The sequence below is a fragment of the Aquariibacter albus genome (assembly GCF_014145335.1).
Taxonomy (GTDB): domain Bacteria; phylum Pseudomonadota; class Gammaproteobacteria; order Burkholderiales; family Burkholderiaceae_C; genus Aquariibacter; species Aquariibacter albus.
Window position 1 is genome coordinate 613,380 of record NZ_JACIVI010000001.1, and the last position, 20,946, is coordinate 634,325.

General features: G+C 67.0%; 20 protein-coding genes. 2 read left to right on the forward strand and 18 right to left on the reverse strand.

The features are described 5' to 3' along the window. The first annotated feature begins 1 nt into the window (after position 1). Positions 2–1,312 (forward strand): BREX system ATP-binding protein BrxD, encoded by a 1,311-nt coding sequence (brxD, locus tag H4F90_RS02765; protein ID WP_182661254.1) that lies wholly within the window; start codon positions 2–4, stop codon positions 1,310–1,312. A gap of 27 nt (positions 1,313–1,339) precedes the next feature. After that, positions 1,340–3,403, forward strand: a complete 2,064-nt coding sequence (locus tag H4F90_RS02770; RefSeq protein WP_182661255.1) for a DEAD/DEAH box helicase — start codon at positions 1,340–1,342, stop codon at positions 3,401–3,403. Between the two features lie 5 nt (positions 3,404–3,408). On the opposite strand, the gene H4F90_RS02775 is transcribed toward H4F90_RS02770, so the two are convergent. The 18 genes from H4F90_RS02775 to H4F90_RS02860 are packed head-to-tail and all read right to left on the reverse strand — an operon-like array spanning position 3,409 to position 20,918. Beyond that, positions 3,409–4,338: a nucleotidyl transferase AbiEii/AbiGii toxin family protein gene (locus H4F90_RS02775; RefSeq protein ID WP_182661256.1), complete on the reverse strand. Its 930-nt coding sequence runs from the start codon at positions 4,336–4,338 to the stop codon at positions 3,409–3,411. Next, positions 4,335–4,943 carry a type IV toxin-antitoxin system AbiEi family antitoxin domain-containing protein gene (locus H4F90_RS02780; protein ID WP_182661257.1) on the reverse strand — a complete coding sequence of 203 codons (609 nt, stop codon included), beginning with the start codon at positions 4,941–4,943 and terminating at the stop codon, positions 4,335–4,337. The genes H4F90_RS02775 and H4F90_RS02780 overlap by 4 nt, the downstream gene beginning before the upstream one ends. Positions 4,944–4,995: 52 nt before the next feature. Next, entirely contained in the window at positions 4,996–6,285 is a 1,290-nt protein-coding gene (locus H4F90_RS02785) for a DUF1173 domain-containing protein (protein ID WP_220486033.1), read from the reverse strand. A gap of 10 nt (positions 6,286–6,295) precedes the next feature. Next, positions 6,296–7,435, reverse strand: coding sequence for an LPD7 domain-containing protein (locus H4F90_RS02790; protein WP_182661258.1), 1,140 nt, complete (start codon positions 7,433–7,435; stop codon positions 6,296–6,298). A 32-nt stretch (positions 7,436–7,467) separates the two neighbouring features. Further along, the gene (locus tag H4F90_RS02795; protein WP_182661260.1) at positions 7,468–8,112 is read right to left on the reverse strand and encodes an OmpA family protein; all 645 of its coding nucleotides are present in this window, start codon (positions 8,110–8,112) and stop codon (positions 7,468–7,470) included. A gap of 18 nt (positions 8,113–8,130) precedes the next feature. Continuing rightward, positions 8,131–10,203 carry a type IV secretory system conjugative DNA transfer family protein gene (locus tag H4F90_RS02800; RefSeq protein ID WP_182661261.1) on the reverse strand — a complete coding sequence of 691 codons (2,073 nt, stop codon included), beginning with the start codon at positions 10,201–10,203 and terminating at the stop codon, positions 8,131–8,133. After that, positions 10,200–11,285 carry a P-type DNA transfer ATPase VirB11 gene (virB11, locus tag H4F90_RS02805; protein WP_182661263.1) on the reverse strand — a complete coding sequence of 362 codons (1,086 nt, stop codon included), beginning with the start codon at positions 11,283–11,285 and terminating at the stop codon, positions 10,200–10,202. The genes H4F90_RS02800 and virB11 overlap by 4 nt, the downstream gene beginning before the upstream one ends. Further along, complete coding sequence (gene virB10 / locus H4F90_RS02810) at positions 11,282–12,733, reverse strand: type IV secretion system protein VirB10 (RefSeq protein WP_182661265.1); 1,452 nt, start codon at positions 12,731–12,733, stop codon at positions 11,282–11,284. Before virB10 ends, virB11 begins: the two co-directional genes overlap by 4 nt. After that, positions 12,730–13,650: a TrbG/VirB9 family P-type conjugative transfer protein gene (locus H4F90_RS02815; RefSeq protein ID WP_182661267.1), complete on the reverse strand. Its 921-nt coding sequence runs from the start codon at positions 13,648–13,650 to the stop codon at positions 12,730–12,732. The genes virB10 and H4F90_RS02815 overlap by 4 nt, the downstream gene beginning before the upstream one ends. Further along, positions 13,647–14,420, reverse strand: a complete 774-nt coding sequence (locus H4F90_RS02820) for a virB8 family protein (RefSeq protein ID WP_182661269.1) — start codon at positions 14,418–14,420, stop codon at positions 13,647–13,649. Before H4F90_RS02820 ends, H4F90_RS02815 begins: the two co-directional genes overlap by 4 nt. Before the next feature lie 57 nt (positions 14,421–14,477). Continuing rightward, positions 14,478–15,182 carry a type IV secretion system protein gene (locus H4F90_RS02825; protein ID WP_182661271.1) on the reverse strand — a complete coding sequence of 235 codons (705 nt, stop codon included), beginning with the start codon at positions 15,180–15,182 and terminating at the stop codon, positions 14,478–14,480. A 26-nt stretch (positions 15,183–15,208) separates the two neighbouring features. Further along, entirely contained in the window at positions 15,209–16,306 is a 1,098-nt protein-coding gene (locus H4F90_RS02830) for a type IV secretion system protein (protein ID WP_182661273.1), read from the reverse strand. Positions 16,307–16,321: 15 nt separating this feature from the next. Further along, positions 16,322–16,750: a hypothetical protein gene (locus H4F90_RS02835; RefSeq protein WP_182661275.1), complete on the reverse strand. Its 429-nt coding sequence runs from the start codon at positions 16,748–16,750 to the stop codon at positions 16,322–16,324. After that, positions 16,747–19,230, reverse strand: coding sequence for a VirB4 family type IV secretion/conjugal transfer ATPase (locus H4F90_RS02840; RefSeq protein WP_182661277.1), 2,484 nt, complete (start codon positions 19,228–19,230; stop codon positions 16,747–16,749). Before H4F90_RS02840 ends, H4F90_RS02835 begins: the two co-directional genes overlap by 4 nt. Continuing rightward, positions 19,214–19,546: a type IV secretion system protein VirB3 gene (locus tag H4F90_RS02845; RefSeq protein WP_182661279.1), complete on the reverse strand. Its 333-nt coding sequence runs from the start codon at positions 19,544–19,546 to the stop codon at positions 19,214–19,216. The genes H4F90_RS02840 and H4F90_RS02845 overlap by 17 nt, the downstream gene beginning before the upstream one ends. Positions 19,547–19,561: 15 nt before the next feature. Beyond that, on the reverse strand, positions 19,562–19,852 hold the full coding sequence (locus H4F90_RS02850; RefSeq protein WP_182661281.1) for a TrbC/VirB2 family protein: 291 nt from the start codon (positions 19,850–19,852) through the stop codon (positions 19,562–19,564). Next, positions 19,849–20,343, reverse strand: a complete 495-nt coding sequence (locus H4F90_RS02855) for a lytic transglycosylase domain-containing protein (RefSeq protein ID WP_182661283.1) — start codon at positions 20,341–20,343, stop codon at positions 19,849–19,851. Before H4F90_RS02855 ends, H4F90_RS02850 begins: the two co-directional genes overlap by 4 nt. An 11-nt stretch (positions 20,344–20,354) precedes the next feature. Then, positions 20,355–20,918 (reverse strand): hypothetical protein, encoded by a 564-nt coding sequence (locus tag H4F90_RS02860; RefSeq protein ID WP_220486034.1) that lies wholly within the window; start codon positions 20,916–20,918, stop codon positions 20,355–20,357. Between the last annotated feature and the right edge of the window lie 28 nt (positions 20,919–20,946).

Sequence of the window (20,946 nt, forward strand, 5' to 3'; positions counted from 1 at the left end):
CGTGATCAGCCCACAACGAAGAGCCGAGGTGATCGAAGCGCTGCGGCGCGGCACGGTCCCCAAGTCAGGTCTTGATGCGCTGGCTGTTGGATACGGTCGATTGCAGGGAACCCTTGACGAAGAGTTGGACGCCGTCTCGGCAGGACGTGGCGCATTCAAGGCCATCCGCGGAGAGTACGGCTCGGGCAAGACCTTCTTCGGCCGTTGGCTGCAGGAGCGCGCCCGGGCCCGAGGCCTCGCGACGAGCGAAGTGCAGATTTCCGAGACCGAGACGCCGCTGCATCGACTAGAAACCGTTTACCGGCGCTTGGTGGAGCGCATAGCGACAGCTGACAGCGGTGAGGGTGCATTCCGCGGGATCGTTGACGGTTGGTTCTATGCGTTGGAACGCGATGTACTCGAAGACGCAAGCCTCGATCCTTCGGACGAGGCGATGCTGCTATCGAAGACAGAGGCCTTGATGGAGGCGCGGCTCGCCAGTGTTACCAAGGTGGCGCCGGCGTTCTCAGCCACTCTGCGCGCATACCGCCGTGCCTTGCAGGCCAACGACAACGCTACGGCTGACGGGCTGATGGCGTGGCTCAGTGGTCAGCCCAACGTGGCTGCATCAGTCCGACGCGCCGCTGGGGTGAAGGGAGACATTGATCACTTCGGAGCGACCAACTTCCTGTCCGGCTTGTTGACCATGTTGCGCGACTCCGGCTACGGCGGTTTGCTGCTCGTGTTGGACGAGGTTGAGACCCTGCAGCGCATGCGTGCCGACACGCGCGAACGGGGCTTGAATGCGTTGCGGCAGTGGATCGACGAGATTGACGCCGGCCGCTTCCCGGGTCTCTACTTGCTCATCACCGGTACTCAGGCGTTCTACGAAGGTGCCCAAGGCATCCAGCGTCTTGCGCCCCTTGCCCAGCGGCTGCACGTCGACTTCGGTACGGATTCGCGCTTTGACAATCCACGTGCCGTACAGGTCCGCTTGCCGGCCTTCGGCCATGAATCGCTCCTCGAAGTGGGTCGCAAGGTGCGAGACATCTATGCCGACGGAGCCGCAGCCGGAGACAGGGTCCGTACCCTGGTCGACGATGGGTATGTCGAGTCACTCGCCAAGGCAGTGACTGGCAACTTGGGCGGCAAGGTGGGTGTTTCGCCCAGGCTGTTCCTCAAGAAGTTGGTGGCCGACGTGATGGACCGCGTCGATCAGTTCGACGACTTCGACCCTCGCAAACACTATGCGCTCACCATCTCCGAGAGTGAGATGACCGCCCAGGAGCGTGCCTCGGTCGGTGTGAGTTCGGTCGATGACATCGAACTGTGAACGTCTCGACAGCTCTGGTGGCCGCCAATGAGCGTGGAGGCGTTCGATCGGCTGCATGGTGCCCTGCAGTACCACATCGTTAACTCGATGGGCTGGACTGGTCTGCGATCGACGCAGGCCGACGCAGTGGAGCCGATCCTGGGAGGCAAGCATTGCCTGATCCTCGCGCCGACTGCAGGTGGCAAGACCGAAGCTGCAGCGATCCCTGTGTTGTCGCGCATGGCGACCGAAGAGTGGCCTGGCCCGAGCGTCATCTATGTCTGCCCGATCAAGGCGCTGCTGAACAACCTTGAATCGCGACTATCGCGCTACGCAGGCTTTGTCGGGAGGACCGTACAGGTCTGGCATGGCGACATCGGGCAAGGCGCCAAGGCTCGGGCCAAGCGGGTGGCCCCCGATGTTTTGTTGACGACGCCAGAGTCCCTTGAGGGGATGCTCATCTCCACGAAAGTGGACCGACCATCTTGGTTCGGCAACGTCCGCACGATCATCGTTGACGAGCTGCATGCGTTTGCAGGTGACGACCGCGGTTGGCATCTACGGGCCGTCATCAAGCGCATTGAGGCCTACGCGAGGCAACCGATTCAGAGGATCGGGCTGTCTGCGACAGTGGGCAACCCTGAAGAACTGCTCGAATGGTTTGCTGGTTCAGGTGAGTGGCAGATCGTCGGCTCTTCGTCGGTCTCCACCGACGCAGATGTCACGATCGATCACGTCGGCACGATGGCTAACGCCGCGACGGTGATCTCTCGGCTGCACCGAGGCGCCAAGCGACTGGTCTTCTGCGACAGTCGATCTAAGGTGGAAGAGTTGGCGGTAGCGCTGCGCGCATTGAACACGCGAACCTTCGTTTCGCACTCGTCCCTGAGCGCATCGGAGCGCAAGCTTGCAGAGACGGCATTCGCCGAGGAGCAGGATTGCGTGATCGTTGCCACCAGCACGTTGGAACTAGGAATCGACGTGGGTGATCTGGACCACGTGATCCAGATCGACTCGCCGAGCACTGTGTCGTCGTTTCTGCAGCGCATGGGTCGCACCGGGCGGCGGAGCGGCAGTCGCCGCAACTGCCTCTTCCTGACTACGAGCGACGAGGCGTTCCTGCTGGCCTGCGCGATCACAACTCTGTGGCGCGACAAGTATGTAGAGCACGTCAAGCCGCCGCCCATGCCGTGGCACATGGTTGCTCAACAAATGATGGCTTTGGCTCTAGAGAAGCCTGGAACTCCGGCGCACGAAGTCGTGGGCATGGGACATTCTCAGTTCCCGGAGCTAGCCGCGACGACCGTTGCAGCAGTTTTCGAGTTCATGGTGGCCAAGGGGATCCTACTGGTTAGCAGCGGACTCACGTCGATGGGGCCCGAGGGTGAAAAGCTCTATGGACGGGGGCACTTCCTCGATCTGTTGTCCGCATTCGCTAGCCCAATGGTGCTGGCAGCGAAGTACGGAGCCACTGAGCTGGGGTACGTGGATCCGATGGCGGTTCAACAGCAGCGGGAGAGACCTACTGTCCTACTGCTTGGCGGTCGCAGCTGGAAGGTCACGTGCGTGGACTGGTCGAGGCGAACAGTGTCGGTGGAGCCGACAGAAGACCGGGGCAAGTCAAGATGGCTAGGGACATCGCGCTGGTTGGGCTTTGAGGTGTGCCAGGCCATGCGGCGCGTTCTCTTGAATGAGGGCGACGCGGAGCTCGGACTGTCGAGGCGGGGTGCACAGCAATTGAGTGAGGTGCGTGAACTGATCACGGCACCCGAGCGACAGGGCTCAATGTTGCTTGAGCATGTGGCGTCTGGTCGGTTGCGCTGGTGGACGTTTGCGGGCGGGGCAGTCAATAGCGCGATCGCTCTGAGATTCGAGGATGCGGGAAGTGTCCGAGTAGACGACCTCTGGATAGAAGCTGACCCTGGTACGTCGATGACAAGTGTCGTCAAGTCGCCTGTGCTTCCGGTGGCAAGGAAGGCGTTCGTTTCGAACCTTGTCGAGCGGTCGGACCTGAAGTTCTCTGATTGCCTGACTGCAGAGCTGCTCGTGGAGGTTGTGGCCAGCCGATCGCTAGACGAGGAGAACCTCAGCCGCCTCGCGTCGAGGCAGTAGGAGGTCTATGCCTGGGAATCGTTTGCCTCGGCGCCGACCCAGTCGCGCGTAGAAGGGTTCCACGTCGGTTTGAAGTCGTCGCCGAGGCTGCACGCGAGAAGCGCCGGGACCAGGAAAACGACGAGGGTCTCTATCTCCGTGTGAAGACTAGTCCACTGCAGGCCAGCCTTCGTAACGAAGGCCCGCCACTGCTGGGCCTTGATAGGGTTCGACGAAAACTCGGCTGTCAGCGCAGCAGGAACGGATGTCGGCACCGGTGTGTTTCGTCTTGCGAACGTCGCACGGATGGCGGACGCCAGCGTAGCGCCGTCGAGCTCCGAGGTCCTGGCGATGACTGCCAGATCGAAGAAGTCCTTCATCCGGCTGTTGTTCATGCCCAGCACGACCATCGCGTGCAGTTTCTCGGCGATCACCGTGTAGACAGGGTAGGCCCGCAGCGATGGAGCTGCCAGATCGTCGAGCAGGGTCGGGTAGGTGACCGACTCGGGTGCGGGGGTGATCGCGTCGCCGAATCCGATGTCCACCTGCACCGGCAGGCGCGCACTGCCGATGGACGCGGGGATGTTCAGACGCAGCCCGCCGTAGACGTTGTCTTCACGGATCGGCGCGATCCGCATGCCTGAGGTGTCGTATCGAACTCCATCGTCCGCGTCGATCGCGCAGATCGCGGTGAACGTGCTCCGCAGCGTGTCCGCGTCATCCGCGCCGAAGCCCAGTAGGTCGGCGTCCTTCGTCGGCCGATGCGGCGTGTCGTACCAGAGCGCAAACAGCAGCGCGCCCTTCAGCACGAAACTGCCGGCATGCGGGGACACCGACATCCGGTACAGCAGCCGCTCGATCGCAAAGCGAGAGAGCAGGAGGTTGTAGCTCTCGCCCGTGCTGCGTGAGCGATTGAGCAGGCGGGCGAGCACTGAAGCCGAGCGGTCGGCGCTCATCCCGTCATCGCCTCTAGGTACGGGCGCATCACGTTGGTCATGCGGTTGACCTTGGCGTAGCGCCACAGGTCATCCATCGTCACCTTGCGCTGCTGCCATGCCTCGCGCAGGGCTTCGAGCGCCACGTCGAGGCCCACCTTGCTGCGCAGCTTGAAGCAGTCGGTGATGGTCTTGGCGAGGCTATAGACGCGGACCGGCGCGCCGTCGAGCACGATGCTCTCGATGCCCTCCGTGAACGCTGCGCCGGACAGGCGGGTGACGCGCAGCGCGGTGTGGGTGCCTTTCGGAGCGTGGGTGCCGGCCGGCAGCGCGATCCAGACCTCGAAGGGGGCCTGCACGCCGATGCCGTGGATCTCCAGGGCCGAGAGCAGGCACACCACGGCCTTGGGCGCCTGCCGGGTCACCTCGATCGCTGACTGGTGGGCGCTTGGCGAGCCCTCGGCGCCGGTGTACAGCCCGCGCCCCACGCGACGGACCTGGCCGCGCGCCGCCATGCGAGAGGCCGTGCGTGCAGGGATGCCGGCCGCGGACAGCTCGCGCGCCGATACGACGGGCTGCTTCGCGGCGAGGCGCAGCAGCTTGGCGGCATTGCTTCGGGCAGGCATGCCCGAATGGTAGCAAAGTGCACTACTTATGCGCAAGTAATGCATTCTATAGTCACCCTGCGCGAGCCGTCCGGGATGCTTGCTCGGCCTGAGTGGGCGCCGTCCGGGGCGAATGGATGCGCGGGAGCGGAAGAGGCGGCATCGGCTCTCCGGATCGACGCCACGTCCAGATCGGGGCGACACCAGCGGCGCCATTCTCAGGCCCCGGCGAGGACTCATCGGCATCAGCAGGCCCGATGAGCAGCATCGGCGCTGGCCCTTCGCAGTCGGTGAGCACGGCGCTCGCGATCCGGTCGCCCCGGCCGAGGTTGTAGTGCAGGCCCTTCACAAAGCAACGGGTCTCGCCGACGAGCCGATCCAGAAGCTGCTTCTCGAACCCGTCGGCAACCGGCAGCCATTGGCGCGTCACGGGCATCAGGCACAACTCCTGGATCGCCGGAACGCCGGCACGGCCCACGCCGAAGGTCGCAATCGTCACCAGGTGGATGTCGTCGCTGGCGCCCCACAGCGCCAGCTCCCGCTCGAAGCGCCGCCCGAGCCGCCGGTACAGCTGCTCGTCGATGGCGAAGGCCTGGTCGGGCATGTGCTTGACGACCGCCTTGAAGCCGTAGCGCGCGGGCACGATCTCCTTGACCTCGCCGATCAGCAGCATCAGGTGTTGCGCCTTCCCGGGTACGCCGACCGCATGCTGCCACTGCGCAAGGCGCCGCGCGTTGATCGCCTCTCGCTCGGCGATGGAGAACGGCTCCGGCACATAGAGCCGGTTGCGCAGCGCGTCGCCGCGCGCCAACTTGTGGTCCGCCGCTTGAAGCAAGTGTCTTCGCACCGTGGCCCAGGTCCGCTTGCCGGCGAAGCCAGGATGCCAGCGCGTCAGCTCGGCCTGGTCCCAGAGGTAGTGCAGCAGGCCGCGCAGCGAGAGCTTGGTGCCGTCGCTGGTGACGCTGTCGCTGTCGCCGCCCGTAGGCGGCATCTGCGATCCGCCCGGCATCTTGCTCAGCGGGAAGTCCAACTTCAGCGTGGTCTCGCCTGTATCCGGGTCCTCAGTGATCGCGCTGCCCAGCACCTGCCCCAGGCCGGAGACCTCGGCCGGCGGTTCATAGGACGGGCAGTCGGACGCGTGGTGGCTTCCTGTGTCGGGCATGCGCTTGACGATGTAGCCCTCGCCAAGGCGCGCCACGTACATCTCGACGCCTTCAGCTTGACACAGGCAGCGGGGACGCTGGTGGCCGGCGTGGGCGTCGGCAATGGCGTCTGCGAAGCCTCGCGACCCGATCTCGAAGCGACGGCCGGCGATCTCGTAGACCGCCGCCGGTGCCGTGATGCCTTGGGCCGGAATCTCCAACTTCGTCGCCTCATCGCACAGGTGCCGGTGCGGCGCGGTCGCGTGTGCGCTGCATCTCAGGCGTCGGCATGACGACGGGCCGCTGCGATGGGGCCGCCTTGTCGTAGACCTTGACCTTCGGCGCCTGGCCGTCTCGGATGCGCTGCGCGAGCTTCTCTGTCGCGGCGGCCATCACGGCCGCGCGCTGCTTCTCCGGCACCTTCTTGGCGACCAGCACCGCCTCGATGGCGGCAAGCACGGCCTTACGGCTACCGCCGCCGCGGGCCGATGCCTTGTCGGCGGGGGCTGCTGCCGCGGCACCAGCGTCACGGGCCGGCTCGATGCGGTTGACCAGCCGGGCTTCGCGCTCGCGCTTCAGAACTTCCAGGTCGCCGGGATTCGGTTCGTAGCCCAGCGTCTTCACGCCGCGCACCGACGCCTCGAGCCAGACCATGCGCTTGAAGTCCTCATTGCCGGAGACGCGCAGCGCCTTCCAGTTGCGCGCCTCGGCCACGTCGACCATCGAGCGGGCGACCGAGGGGCTGTTGGTTTCCGTCGCCAGGCGGAAGGTCGATTCGGTGAAGGCCACGCGCGACGTGTCGCCGCGAAAGCGGTACTCGGTGCGTCCGATGGTCACGTCGCCCATCGTCACCGGCGCGCGCTTGATGATGTAGCGATCCATCAGTGCGGACTCGATGCGAGCCACGAGTGCGGCGCGTTCGGCCTGGGCGTCGATCTTGGCGACGGTCTTGGCATCGACCTGTCCGGGCTGCGCAGGTGCCTTGGCGGCGCCCGGCATCGGAACCACATTGGTGACCTCGGGCACCTCGTCACGCGCTGGTACGGCGTCCAGGGGTCGCTCCGGCGCCGCCGGGCGCTGCGGACCCCGCTGCCACTCGCCATCAACCTTCTGGATCGGCGTGCGCTTGCCGTCCTCGGCCACCGCGACGATGCGCGTGCTGCCGACTTGATCCGCCTTCGCGACCATCTCGGTGAAGGTGTTTGCGCGGTACGTGACTTCCGCGAAGGGATCGCGCATCTCGTAGCGCTCGCCGGGCGTGTCAGCTGGCGTCTGAAACCGCTCGATCGCCACGGGGGCGCGATTGGCCGGCTCGACGGTGCCGCCCTGGGCTGGCGCTGCCTTGCGGACGGGGGAGTTGTCTGCATCCATGGCGACCTCGCGGTTTTGGGTTGAAGGAAGGATCAGGGCTGGGCGACAGCCGTCGCGCTGAGCGCCACCGGCAGTGCGCGGTACAGCTCGATCTCGACGCGCCGGTTCAGGTTGCGGCCTCCGGCGCTGGCGTTGTCGGCGACGTGGTCGCCGGCCGGCTGGTAGGTGGCGCGGATGCGTGCGGGGTCCACGCCCGCGGCCACCAGGTAGTCACGCACGGCGGCGGCGCGCTCGCGGGCGATGCGGCTCTCGGCCGGCGCGTCGCTGGTGGCGTCGGTGCGCCCACGCAGCAGGACGAGCGGCGAGGCCTTGGCGTCCTCGACCAGGGCGGCGGTCACCTCGGGCGGGATGGCGACGCGCGTGCTGCCGAAGTCGAAGCGCACGGTGAAGACGCTGTTGGCCTTCACCGGCTGGGCAGCCGGCGCCTGCATGGCAGCCAGCAGTTGCTGGCGCGCCGTCACGTTGGCGAGCGCGGCAGCCGTGGTCTCCGCGATGCGACTGGACTCGGTGGCCAGCAGGCGGGTGTTCTGCAGGTCGTTCTTGCACACCTGCAGCTCGACGGCCATCTGCGAGTTCACCGGCCGCTTCTGCGACTCGTCTACGGTCGGCGGCTGCGGGGGCGAGCTGCAGGAGGCGAGGACGAGCAGCCAGGGGACAAGTGGGGTGGTGTTGCGCATGGCAGGTCTCCCGCGTTCTCAGGGCACGATCTGGGTCTCTTGCGGGCCGGGTTCGACACCCGGCACCGTGTCGATATCCGCGTCGAGCGCGGCCACGTCCAGCGTCGTCTCCGTCGCGTCGCCTTCGGTGAGCAGGACGCCGTCTTCATCGGGGACAGGCTCGATCGAGCCTCCGATGCCAGGGATCCCAAGCGCGCCCTTGTCGAAGAAGGTCAGCAACTCGTCGGCGACCTTGTCCGGCGGGCCCTCGAACGAGTCCGGCAGCAGCGTGTGGTCGTGGGCCAGCGCCTCCAGGCTCAAGGTCTGCCCGGCCGGCAGTTCATCGTCGGCATAGCGCCAGCGCTGCTGGACCCGCGCCAGGTGCAGGTCCATGTCCATCCGCGGCACGGCCGGTGACTTCAGCAGGCGCGAGGTGAAGGCCCTGTCGCGGTAGTAGCGAATCTTCTCGCCGAGGATGGGCTTGCAGTTCTCGAAGATCACCACCAGTCGTTCGCTGCCCAGCTCCTTGAACTCCTGCGGCAGCAGCAGCGCGCGGCGCTGCTCGCTCTCGTTGCGGCTGACGGTGCTTGAGCCCTGGCCGCTGAAGGAGCGGCTGCGCCCCCGCGACGTGGCGCGCTCTGTGAAGTGGCCGAGCATGGCGCTGTACTCGTCGGCATCGCGCTGCTCGCGCGGCGCGTAGAGAATCTGCAGGCCGTGGTTGGTCGCGAAGGTCCGGGCTTCCTTGTCGCCGTAGACCGCATCGAGCTGCGACATCGCCTGCACCACGGTCAGCAGGCGCAGGTTGTAGCCGGCCAGGAAGGCCGCGGCGTTGGTGATGACGCCCACCCGGCCCATCGCCGTGAACTCGTCGTTGACCAGCAGGCACTGCAGCTTCAGCGTCGCATCCTGCTCGGGCAGATGCTGGGTGTTCAGGCTGACGAGCTGCGAAAAGAACAGGTTCAGCAGCGGGCGGGCATTGGCCAGCCGATTCGGTGGAATCCGGACGTAGACCGACATGCGGCGGCGGCGCACGTCCTCGAGCCGGAAGTCGTCGGCGCTGGTCGCTGCATCGACGATGGCATCCGCGAAGATCGTCAGCGGCGCGTTGAAGGTGGCGACCACGCTGGACAGCGTGTTCTCCGAGTTCGACAGCAAACGCTGCAGGGCGTCGGCGCACTCGTCTGACAGCGGGTAGCCTTCCTCGCGGCGTTGCGTGATCAGGCCGCTCAGGTGGTCCTTCAGCGACCGGCCCTTGCCCGAGGACTGGCGCAGCATCTCGCCGATGGTTCGGGGGAGCGAGAGGGTTTCGAGGAGGACGAGGCCCAGGCCGAGGAACAGATTGCGCGCCTGGTCGTTGAAGAAGGCTTCGGACGAGGTGGCGCCGCCGTCGTTGGGGAAGAAGACCTGGCCGATGGTGAGCAGGTCGCCGACGCGGTGCAACGGGCTGGGGCGCACGGCAGTCAGCGGGTTCCAACGGTGGCTGCGCGCGTCCTCGTCGAAGGGCGAGAAGGCATAGACGGCCTGGCTATGTGCCGCGCGGTAGCCGGCCGTGATGTCGTAGTTCTCGCCCTTGATGTCGAGCACCACGACCGAGTCGGGCCAGTTCAGCAGGTTCGGGATGACGACGCCGACCCCCTTGCCGCTTCGGGTGGGCGCCGACAGCATCACCGAGAGCTGGCCGGGCAACGATAGGAATCTGCCACGGTGCCGGCCAATCAAGATGCCCGGTTGCCCGTCGCTTCCGGTCAGCCCCGCGCGATCGACCTCGCCCGGGCTGGCGAACCGGGCATCGCCGTGCAGCGCCCGGCGCGGCCGTGCGGCAGCAACGAGTCCGGCCGGCAGCAGGATCAGCAGGCCAATCCCCGAGACGCCGATGGCGAGCTGCAGCTTCTTGCGGAGCTGCGCATCGTTGGCGTAGAGGTCCCAGTAATGAACGATGCTGGTGAACTGGGCCTGCTTCGGGTTCGCCTTGTTCAGCACCAGGAACAGGACTCCGGCCACGTACACGGCAGCGCAGGCGAGCGCGACGTAGCCGGCGACAGCGAATACGCCCGCGGCTACCTTGCGGCCCGTGGGCCAAGCGGAGAACGGCAGGGTTGCAACGCTGCTCATGCCGCCGCCGCCTGCTGGTCCCAGCGGCCGAGCCGTTGGCGCCGGGGCTCATAGAGGATCTCGGAGATGAAGCGCCCGCGCTCGTCGCGATCAAACTGCACGATCACGTCGACGACGACACTCAGCAGCCACTTGATCTCGTCCATGCGCAGGCCACCGCCGGCGCCGGTCTCCCGGATCATCAGCGACATCTGCTCGAAGGCCAGCGCGCAGCTCCCGGCGTGAACGCTGGTGATGCTGCCCGGGTGGCCGGAGGCTGCGAGCCGGACGAAGTAGAAGCACTCGTCGCCGCGCACCTCGGCCAGGAAGATGCGGTCGGGCTTCATGCGAAGGCAGGCTTCGAGCAGCGACTTGGCCGTCACGCGGGCCGTGCCCTGGGCATCCTTGCTGTAGAACAGGTGCACCACGTTCGGGTGGTTCGGCAGCGTCAGTTCGGCCGTGTCCTGGATGGTGATGAGCCGCTCGTGCTTCGGCACTTCCTCGACCAGGCCCTTCATGAAGGTGGTCTTCCCCGAGCCGGTCTTGCCACTGACGACGATGGTCTGGTGCTTGCGAACCGCCAGCCTCAGGAAGTCCGCATAGCGGCCGGCATCCTTCAGTTCCACCAGTTCGCGCTCGAAGGGCAGCAGTTCGGCGTTCGGTGTACGCGTCACCGCCGCCGTGCGCCCGAACAGGCCCTCGCGCTCGAAGTCATCGAGCCGCTTGATCAGGTGCGACGGCTTGCGCACCGTGATCGAAACCGTGCCGCGTGGCACGGCCGGTGGGATGACGAACTGGATGCGCTCGCCGCTGGGCAGCGTGGCCGACAGCAGCGGCCGTTCCTGGTTCACCTGCTGGTCGCAGAAGGTGGCCACGGCGGTGGCCAGCGACAGGCAGCGCTCCTGCGTCATCTCCGGAGCCGGCACGGTCTGCCAGCCGTGCACGGTCTCGACGAGCAGTTCGCCCGGCCGGTTCACGCAGACTTCCAGCACGCCAGGGGCGTCGAGCTGGTCGCGCAGTGGCCGCAGGAACTCGACAACCGAGGTGGCGTCGCCGCACCAGCCTTCGCCGAGGCCTTCGTGCTCGCAGGCGTGCTGGTTCATGGCGTGCCCTCGCGCTGTGGGGCGGCGGCCGTGGGCTTCAGTTCATACACCGACGAGAAGTCCACGTCGCGTGCGACGTAGATGCCGACGATGCCGCCCTGGTTCTGGTAGATCAGCGGCGGGATGTTGATCGTGCTGTCCAGCACCTTCTCGGCCAGCTTGCTGGTGTTGGCCGTGGTGGACGGCAGCACGATGGTGTCGGCCTGCCGGTCGCTGGCCTGGTTCTGGATGACCAGCTTCACCGAGTCGTCGATCAGCGACAGGAGCATGGCCGCACCGATGCGCTCGCCCCAGCGGTTGTCGACGTAGCCGTCGATGCCGGACTCGCCGAGCTGGCCGGTGCCGGGCGAGTCGATGTCCACCGTCACGCCCAGCGGCGTGCGGATGCGCGTCCACAGCACGGGGATGCGCACCGTGCCGGGCCGGACCGAGGCGATGCGGTACTCACCGTCCAGGTGCGAGCCGCGCTCGATCAGCAGCACGCGGCCGTCGTCGCTGAAGACATTGCGTTGGACCTGGCAGCCGACCAGGCCCGAGGTGGCGCTGATCACCTTGGTCTTGAGTGCGCAGGTGAAGGCGGTGCCCTTGGGCAGCGTCAGGCTGCGGTTGCCGAGCATCGAGGCGGCCACCTTGGGAGTGGCCGAACCCTGGAGCTGGCCGCCGAACAGGCCAGCACCGGCGGCGGCCACGGCGGCGGGTGGGGTGCCTACCATTGGGGGCCCGCCGAGGAGTGCCCCTGAAGGCATGTTGCCGGTGGCCTGGCCGGTCGCCAGCGCTGCGGTCTTGGTCAGGCTTTCGAGCATCCCCTGCAACTGGCGCTGGTAGCCCTGCAGGTTGCGCGAGGTCGCCGCAATCGGATCGTTCGGGTCCGTGGCCTCAGGCGCAGGGGTGCCCTCCGAAGCGGGTGCAATGGCCTCCGACCTTCGGGTGGAGGCCCCAGGCGCCGAGAGGGCCCCCGGCCGGGTGGTGACCAGCAGGACGGGGGCATCCTCGGGAGGGACCACCTTCGGGCCGCCCGATGCGGGCGCCCCCGATCCGGTGCGCCGCACACCGATGGGTTCGGCCAGGTCGTCGGCTGTGGGCGTCAGGGCCGGGATGCGCGGTGCGGTGGCCACCGCAGCACTGGCGGTCGGTGCCGGCGGCATCTCGAGCCGGCGGGGTTCGGAGGTTGCAGCGGTGGGCTTGTCCTTCACCAGCTTCGACTCCTCGTCGGCCTTCTTGCCGCTGGCCGAGAAGCGCTGGATCGTTAACGCAGCGACGGCGACCAGCGAGCCGACCAGCAGAAGCACGGCCAGCAGCCCCTTCTTCGACATCGAGATGCGCTGCCGGGTCGCAACGTTGGGGATGCCCGGCTCACCGGGCAGTGGAGAGATCGTGTTGCCATCGGCGTCGGCGTCGGCGCGCAGGCTGGGCTCGCGGTCGCGCGGATCGGTGGGGTCGTGCGTCATGGTGTCGCTCCCTTGCGCGCGTCCGAGGGCGCCTGGTTGCCGCTGGCATCGGCCTTGAGCACGCGCTGCACGCCGGGCACCGTGGTGCCGTCGCCGGGTGGCCGCCCGTCGAGATCGAAGGCTTCGTTCCACAGACCGACGACCGCTGAACCGGCGCGAAGCATCAGCTTCCGGCTGACGCGATCGACCACGAGCAGGTCGTCTTCCATCCGCGCGTTGACGAGCGTCTCGCTGCCGTCGCCGAGCACATGGAACACGGCGGGCACCTCGCGGTTGCCAGGGAACCGCAAGTACGTGAAGCGGCCGTCGTCGTAGACCAGCGTCGGCACAATGTCCTGCGAGCCGGTGCCCTCAGCGATCGAGTACTGCGTGTTCATCACCTGGGGCTTGGCCTGCAGGCGTTCGGCGACAACCTGCTGCGGTGGCGGAGGCGGCGGAATGGTCGGCAGCGCGACGAGGGGCGCCGCATCGCGCAGGGCGAATCGGGCGGCAGGCACCACGCGAGGAGGCGCCTTGACCACCAGCCGGTACACCGGTGGCTTCGGATCGCCGTCGGCGAGGACAACGAAGCGGAAGGTGTGCGTGCGACGGTCGGTGACCACGGCCAGGTTGTTGGCGGCGCTGGCCGAACTCTTGGCCTTGACGAACAGGTTGCGGCCACCGGGCTGCGCGGCCACGCACCAAGCGGCATCCGCCTTCGTGCAGTCCCCGCCGAGGCCTGCTGCGACCTCGGTGATCGACTCGTCCGCATCAAGCACCACCAGCGTCACGACGCCGCGCTTGACGGGCACCGTGACCACGGCACGCGGGTCATAGACGACTTCGCGCAGGCGCGGGTCGGCAGGCTCGGGCGCGGCGCCTGCGTTGCCGCACAGTCCCGCGCAGCTCAACGCGACCAGCCAGGCGAAGGCCTTCATGGCTTGGCCCCCGGTGCAGCCGTGTTGATCTCGGGATCGGAGCGGTAAGCCGTCACGACGAAGCCGAACGGGTTCTCGAGCCGGTCGCGTTCCTTGGCCAGCACCTTGGGCTGGTACTGGTAGACGACGCTGGCCACGTGTCGCGTGGTGACCTCGGGCAGGTTGCGGTCGGTGAGCCGCACCACCTTGTCGTAGGTGACGGTGGCCTCGCCCTTGTTGCCAGGACGTCCGGACGCGGCCAGCCGGACGCCGATGACGTTGATGCGCCAGTCCTCGGCTGCGCCGATCTTCTTCTGCAGGGCGGCGTCGCCCTCGAACTGGCGGTTGTAGTCCGCGAAGACGCCGGGCACCGCCATGCGGGCGACCTGGTCGAAGTCGCGCTGCAGGAACATCCAGCTGTAGCCCTCGCGGGCACGCACGAAGGTGGCGAGGTTGTGCTTGTCGAGCGCTTCCATCGGCGGGATGGTCTCGACGGCTAGGCGCTGCTGGATCGTGGCCTCGCCGGTCACGCGGTCGACCACGATGGGGATCTCCACCACGCGGCGCAGCGGACCCTGGACGAACACCGCCGCGATGCCGATCAGGCCCAGCACGAGGCCGGCGATGGCGACCCACCATGCGCGGCGCTCGGAGCGTTCCAGCATCATGGCCCGGTCGACTTCCCACGCACGGTTGGCATCGATTGCGGTCGTCTCGGCAGCAACCTTGCCGGCGTCGCGCGAACGCTCCGGCAATGCAGCGGCTCTTCCTGGCGTCAGGACGGCACTCATGGTGTACCTCCGTGGGGCTGCGCCGAAGACCCGGCGCAGCGGTTCAGTGCTTGAGCATCAGGGCAGGTAGTCGGCCACCTTCCCGGTACGGGCGAGCATCTGGTACTGCCGCTCCCGCTCGCGCGACCGGGCGATGCGCTCCTCGCTGTCGGCCATGCCCTGCAGCATCTGCACCTGGGACATCTCGTGCGCCAGAAGCGCGTTCTCGGCGCCGATACGGGCCTGTATCTCCTGCACCGCCTTCTGGTCGGAGGTGGCGTTGATCTGGCCCATCAGCGACTGGATCTGCGAAAGACGGCCCGCCGCCGACTTCATCGCGTCCTGCAGCAGTCCCTTCTGCTGGTACGGCTGCGCCAGCGTGGCTTGGCAGCTGGTCCGGGCGTCGCCGGACAGGTCCATGCAGTTGTAGACCATGCCCGCGTCGCGCAACGCCTTGGCCGTGCCGTTCAGCCCCGAGTACCCCGACGTGTTGATGGCGTTGAGGTAGGTGTAGGCCTCGGCCGGCACGTAGTTCTTCAGCATCGGGTTGTTGAACACGTTGCCGAGGTTGCGGATGCCGTTGATGCTGTTGAGCTGGTCCTGCAGTTGGGTGATCTGCTGGACCTGGTTGCTGATCTCGGTGACATCGTTCAGGACCTGCAGGATGGTCTGGATCAGGTTGGCGATGTCGATGACGGGGATGCCCTGCGCGCGCGCACTCCCGGCACCGAGGCTGCCGGCAACAAGGACAGCGGCGGCAGCGGCCTTCAGACGAGTCTTCATCTCACGCTCCTTCAACAGGTTGGTGGCTACGCTCGGCCGCGAAGTGCGGCGAGCTTGTAGGCGGCGGTTCGCACCGCGCCGTATCCCTGTCGGACCACGGCGCCGGCACCGGCGGCCATGGTTCCTGCTGCGCGGCCAGTGGCTGCGGCAGCGGCACCCGTGGCCTGGCCTGCGGCGTAGGGCAGGCCGGCACCGGCGCGCACGACGCCGCCGGCTGCGCCCGCGGCTCCGGCACCTCGCGCAGATGCCGAGCGCATGCCGGAGACCATCATGGCGTTCTGGATCATCTGAATGCCCTGCTGGACTGCCGCGCCGCCAGTGAGGGCAGAGGCGAGGCTCGGGGCCTGGAAGCAGATGATGGCCATGAGGATCATCAGCACGCAGTAGCGCGTTGCCTCACCCAGGACGTTGAACGTGGCGCCGAGAAAGCCACCGCCGCTCTGGATCGCAACGAAAATCTGGTTGCCCATGAACGCGCTCAGACCCAGAGCGAAGAACGCAAACCACGTGAGCACTACAGCGTTGAGGACCATCGATAGCCAGCTATCGAAGAACCGCGCCGTTGGCTTCCAGGCCAGGCAGAGGATGAATAGCGGACCAATCGCAATGACGAACGTCAGGAAGAGCTTCGAGAGGGTGACGACAAAGAGCGCGATGCAAAGGAAAACCACTGAGCCGATGGAGAAGACCACTGCTGCGAGCACGAGGTCGAGCCGGAACATGCTCGCCTCCTTCATGATGTCTGCGACCTGAGTGCTTGCGTCGTCGTTGAACTTGTCCAGCAAGGCGTAGGGCGTCGTTACCGTGGACGGATCGACCGCCGCAGGCAAGAACGTGGACGCCACTCCCATCGCCAGCGAGTTCGCGGTGTCTGCGACGTTGCTGATGTAGAAGCCAGACTGCAGCGCGAAGGCCAAGACCAGACCGATCTTGAAGACCTTCCACATGAAGGTCGGCAGCGTCTCTGACACCTCATTGCGGAGCACCGCCCAGCCGTAGAGCGCGACCCAAATCGTCATCGCGCTCAGAGCAATCGGAGCGATCGCAGCCATAAGCGCGGACACCACGCTCAGCACGTACGTGCTGAGCACTGCGTCGAACTGCGAACCGACCCAATTGAACATGGCAATCTCCTGCTCCTACTGCACTGCTGAAACCGGCAGGTTCAACGGCGGCCGGGCATTCATGTCAACGCACTTTCCGGCCATGTCGGGGTACTGGCACCAGAGCCAAGCAGTCCCTCTCTTGGCGATCCAGAGGCGCGAAAGCTTCTGCGTCCCGTAGGTCGATTCGCGACAAGTCGTGGCCCGCGCGAATGGCTCCGTGCACTCACGCAAGCCGGCAGACGTTTCAACCATGTGCCATGGGCCTGGATGGCACCCAGCATCGGCTGCGCAAGGCTTGGCCTTGCTTGCTGGACCTGTTGTTGGAACCGGAGGTGTCTCCACCTTCTTGGTCCCATCGGGCATCACCTTGACGGCCTCGTTGCCCTTGACGAACTGGGCGCCGGAGGTGGTGGCGGCGAGTGCCAGCGCGACCAGCGCGAGGAGATTGCGAACAGTTTTCATGCGGCTCTCCGGGAGGTACGAAACCTCCGATCCTGAACCTCACGAAGGAGCACGGGAAGCCATTGAAACGGATCGTTGCCATGCCGTTCGCGCACGGCATCGAGCAAGGCCACGTTGTCGGTGGTGGCCGAGAGCACGGTGATGAAGTCCTCGAGCCCGGCCAGGTCCAGTTCGCAGATCGCGCTGGCATGTCCCTGCTTGACCAGGAAGCGCCGGCCGCCCTGCGCGCCGAGGCTGCGCACGATGTCGAACTCGGCCTGCGTCAGGCCGAAGCCGTCGACGTACTCCTCGCGCACCGCCTCCGGGTTGGCGAGAAAGATCTTGGTCACGCTCTGCTCGATCATCGTGCGGCCGATGGGGTGGCGCAGCACGTCGGACGGGCTCTGCGTGTCGAAGATGCCCAGGCCGTTCTGCTTGCGGATCGTCTTCTGCTTCTGCTTGGCGAAGTCGCTGAAGATCTCGTGGTCCAGCGCCTTCCAAAACTCCGAGATCACGTAGATCAGCCGCTCGCCGTTGACGAGTTCTTCCATCACCTGCAGCAGATACATCATCACCGGCGTGCGGACCTCGGGCAGGTCGAGGAACTCGGTGGTGTCGAAGCCGATGACATTCGCCGCGTGCAGGTCGAGCAGGCGGTCGTCGGCCTGGTCGAAGACCCAGCCGAGTGCGCCGCCCTGGCACCAACGGCCGAGCCGCTCGAAGAGGCTGTTTTCGCCCGCCTTGGGCAGGTTCTGCCGCACGGTCGAGAAGCGGCGCAGCGGCGCCGGCATCATCGCCACCGCCTTGACGGCATCGGCAATGGCGCGCTCGTCGGCCGGCAGCAGTGGCATCGCCGGCGTTGCGATGCAGGTACGCATCAGCTGCTCCCAGAACTGGATGCGTGCCGGGGTCGGCTCGCGCTGCAGCGGGTTGCAGCCGGTGGGCTTGCCGGCTTCGAGGGTGAAGTAGCGGCCACCGAGGGCACGGATCGCGATCTCGCAGCCACGGTCCAGGTCGAAGAGCACCAGGCGCGGCGCCGGGTCCCACTTGCGCGTGAGCGTCAGCAGGAACATCTCCAGCGTCGTCTTTCCGACGCCGGTCGAGCCGATGATCAGCGTGTTGCCTGGCAGCTTCTTGTCGGCCGAGTCCTCGCCTTCGGGGCTGCTGTGCAGGTTCAGGTAGAACGGCTGGCCCGAGGGCGTGCGCAAGAGTGCCAGCGCCTCGCCCCAGGGGTTGCCGTCGCGCTTGCCGCGCGCGAAGTTGTGGCCGCTGGAGAGCGCCGCGAAGGCGCGCGAGCTGAGCTTGGCGTCCCGGGGCCGCCACTGCCAATTGCCGGGCATCTGCGCAAACCAGGCGGCATCGGCCACCAGGTCCACCGGCGACATCTGCAGGCTGGAAGCTTCGCCGACGGCGCCGATGGCCTGGGCCGCCCGGCGCCCGGCGTCGGCCACGTCCTCGCCGAAGACGACCAGGCTGTAGTGGTACTCGCCCATGCAGAACTGGCCGTCGCCGAGTTCGTTCAGCGCCACGTCCATCTCGGTGACCTGGCTGGCCACCACGTCGTCGCTGGCGATGAGTTGGTCGCGCTGAAGTTCGAGCGCACGCATGGCCTCGCGGCGCGGCAGGATCGATAAGCTCTGCGTCTCGATGAACTCGCTGGCCTCGTAGAGCAGCGCGTTGAGGATGCCGGGCTCGACGGCGTCGGCGTACTCCTTGATGTCCACCAGGGCCGCGTAGCGCCGCTGGTCGCCCTGACGCAGTTCGAGCTTGTCGCCGCCGAAGGACAGGCGTGCCGTGGGCAGCGTCCGGTACAGCGGCCCGGCGGTCATCGGGATCGGGCGCCAGCAGCCGTTGACCAGGAAGCCCAGGAACTCGGCCACCTCGGAGTAGGTCCGGCCGCGGTGCTCGCGCGTGCCGAGCAGCTCGGGGCCGAAGCCGCGCAGCACCCGGCCGACCAATGCAGTGCGCTCTTCCATGACGCGCAGTGCCTCGGCCTGGGCTTCCGCGATGGCCGCACGGGTGCGCTGCGTCGACTGCAGGGCCCGGCTCACCCGGGAGACGTTGGGCCGGTAGACCAGCGTCAGGTAGAGCTCGTTGCTCATCATTCGGCGCTCGCCGAGCTTGGCTTGGTAGGCCTGGGACAGGTCGCGCGCGAACCCGGGCTGCGCCGGGTCCTGCAGGTTGTCGCTGACCACGCGGTGCAGGCGGTGCGTCCACACCGCCCACTGGCCACCAACTAGGTTGCGCAGCAGGCTGCACAGCGCCTCATGCCGTTCGGCGATCTGGTGCTCGTCGGCGCACTCGAACGCCACGCCGTCAAGCCGCCAGACGCGCAGGTAGTCGCCGCCGCGCGTGATCACGTCATGAGGGCTGACCAGTGACGAGAACGGGATGAACCGGGCCAGCGGGTTCTCCGCCTGGACCTGTGCCCAGTGCCGGGGCCTGAAGCCGCTGCGACCGGGCCGCGTGTCGGCGCCGTTGGCCTTAGACATGCCAAGCATCGCGGGCTCCCCGGTAGAGGGTGGGCGCGTAGCTGCGCGCATGCCAGAAGCGGCGGTTGCGGTCGTGAAGGCGCAGCTTCATGGCGACAAACATCTGACGGAAGCGCTGGTCGTCCTTGGACGTCACGAAGCGCATCCACAGCAGCGCCGGCACGTAGGCGACCACGACGCCGAGGGCGATCCACCAGCTCACCAGGGTGCCGCCCCACATGATCAGCAGCATGCCGGTGCCGAACAGCACCACCAGCGGCACGAGCGGGATGCCCAGCTTCATGGCCGGGCGCGTGGCGCCCTTGTAGATGGCTTCGCCTTGCATGGTCGCGTCCGGAGTTCAGGTCACGATGTAGCTGGCGAAGGCGGCGGCGCCGCCGACGAGCGTGCCGCCGATCAGCACGTTGGCGACATCGGCCAGGCGGGCGCCCTGGAAGATCATCTTGAAGCCCGCCCAGATGATCGCGATCGTCACCACCGCGATCGAGATCGTCACCAGGATGGTGTTGACGTTCGTGACCGTGGTGTTGATCTTGTCGAAGCCCTGGGCGAGCGCGGCCTGCGACAGCAGGGCCGGAACGATGGCGGCCAGGGCCGGCGCGGCGTGCCGGATTGATGCGAGTGTTCTCATAGCTGCTCCTTCAGTTGGGAGGTGGGAACGGCGCGTGCGGCGAACACGACCTTGCGCACGTAGCCGTGGCGGAAGCCGGTGGCGAAGTTGCCGCTGTAGTAGCAGGACAGTGCCTGCCGCAGGGCCGTCTGATCCGCGGCCTTCGATGCAGTGCCGCTCGCGCGGTCGAAGCACTCGCCGAGCACCGTCTGCATGGCGGCCAGGTTGGCGCAGGGCTCGAAGGCGGACTCCATGTTCAGGCCGAGTCGCTCGAAGTTGCCGACGTTGATCTGGCCCAGGCCGACGCTGAAGTTCCAGCCGCCGTCCTTCAGCGCCTTGGCCGTGGCCAGCGCTTCTTCGCGATTGCGTGGTTGGCGCAGCAGCGCACCACCGACCACGCCGATCGCCCACGGATTGAAGGCGCTCTCGACGCTGACCAGAGCCCGCGCCGTGTCGCCATGCACCTGCGGTGCGCAGGCCAGCGCCAGCGCGAGGAAGACGGAAGCATCCATGGCCCGATGCCTCAGTAGCCCGACTCGGCGACAGGTGCCGGCGGCGGCAGCGCGGCGAACCAGGCAGCGTAGTCGTCGTCGAACTTGGTGTCCCAGGTGCCGAGCTGCGCCTTGGCGGCCGGGGTGAACTCGGTGACGGTGTCGCCGCCCATGCTCCACCAGGTGCGGGTGAAGGGCGCCCCGTTGATGTTCACCGTGACGGCGCCGGCGTAGTCGCATGAGTAGATCGGCCCGCTCTCGCCCTCGAACACGCGGGTGTACTGCGGCGGGCAGTAGCTGGGCGCGCTGGCCCAGGTGTTGTTCGCGGAGTTGCCGGCACCAGCCATCGAGCAGACCGGGAAGGGCTTGCCGCGGGCCAGGTCGCGGTGAAGCTGGTTGATCGTCGGAACGCACTCGGGGATCGAGCGCCAGCTCGGCGCGGCGAGGCACAGCAGCACCTTGCAGCCGTCCACGGCGCGAGCCGGCGTGCTCGCGCCGAAGAGCGCAGCGAACGCCAGAACGACGGCGAAGAAGTGGGCGAGCATGCCCCGCTTGGCAGCGCGGCGTGGCCGGTCTAGAGTGCTGATTGCGTTCATGGCGGGGTCCTTGGGTAGAGGAGACCGA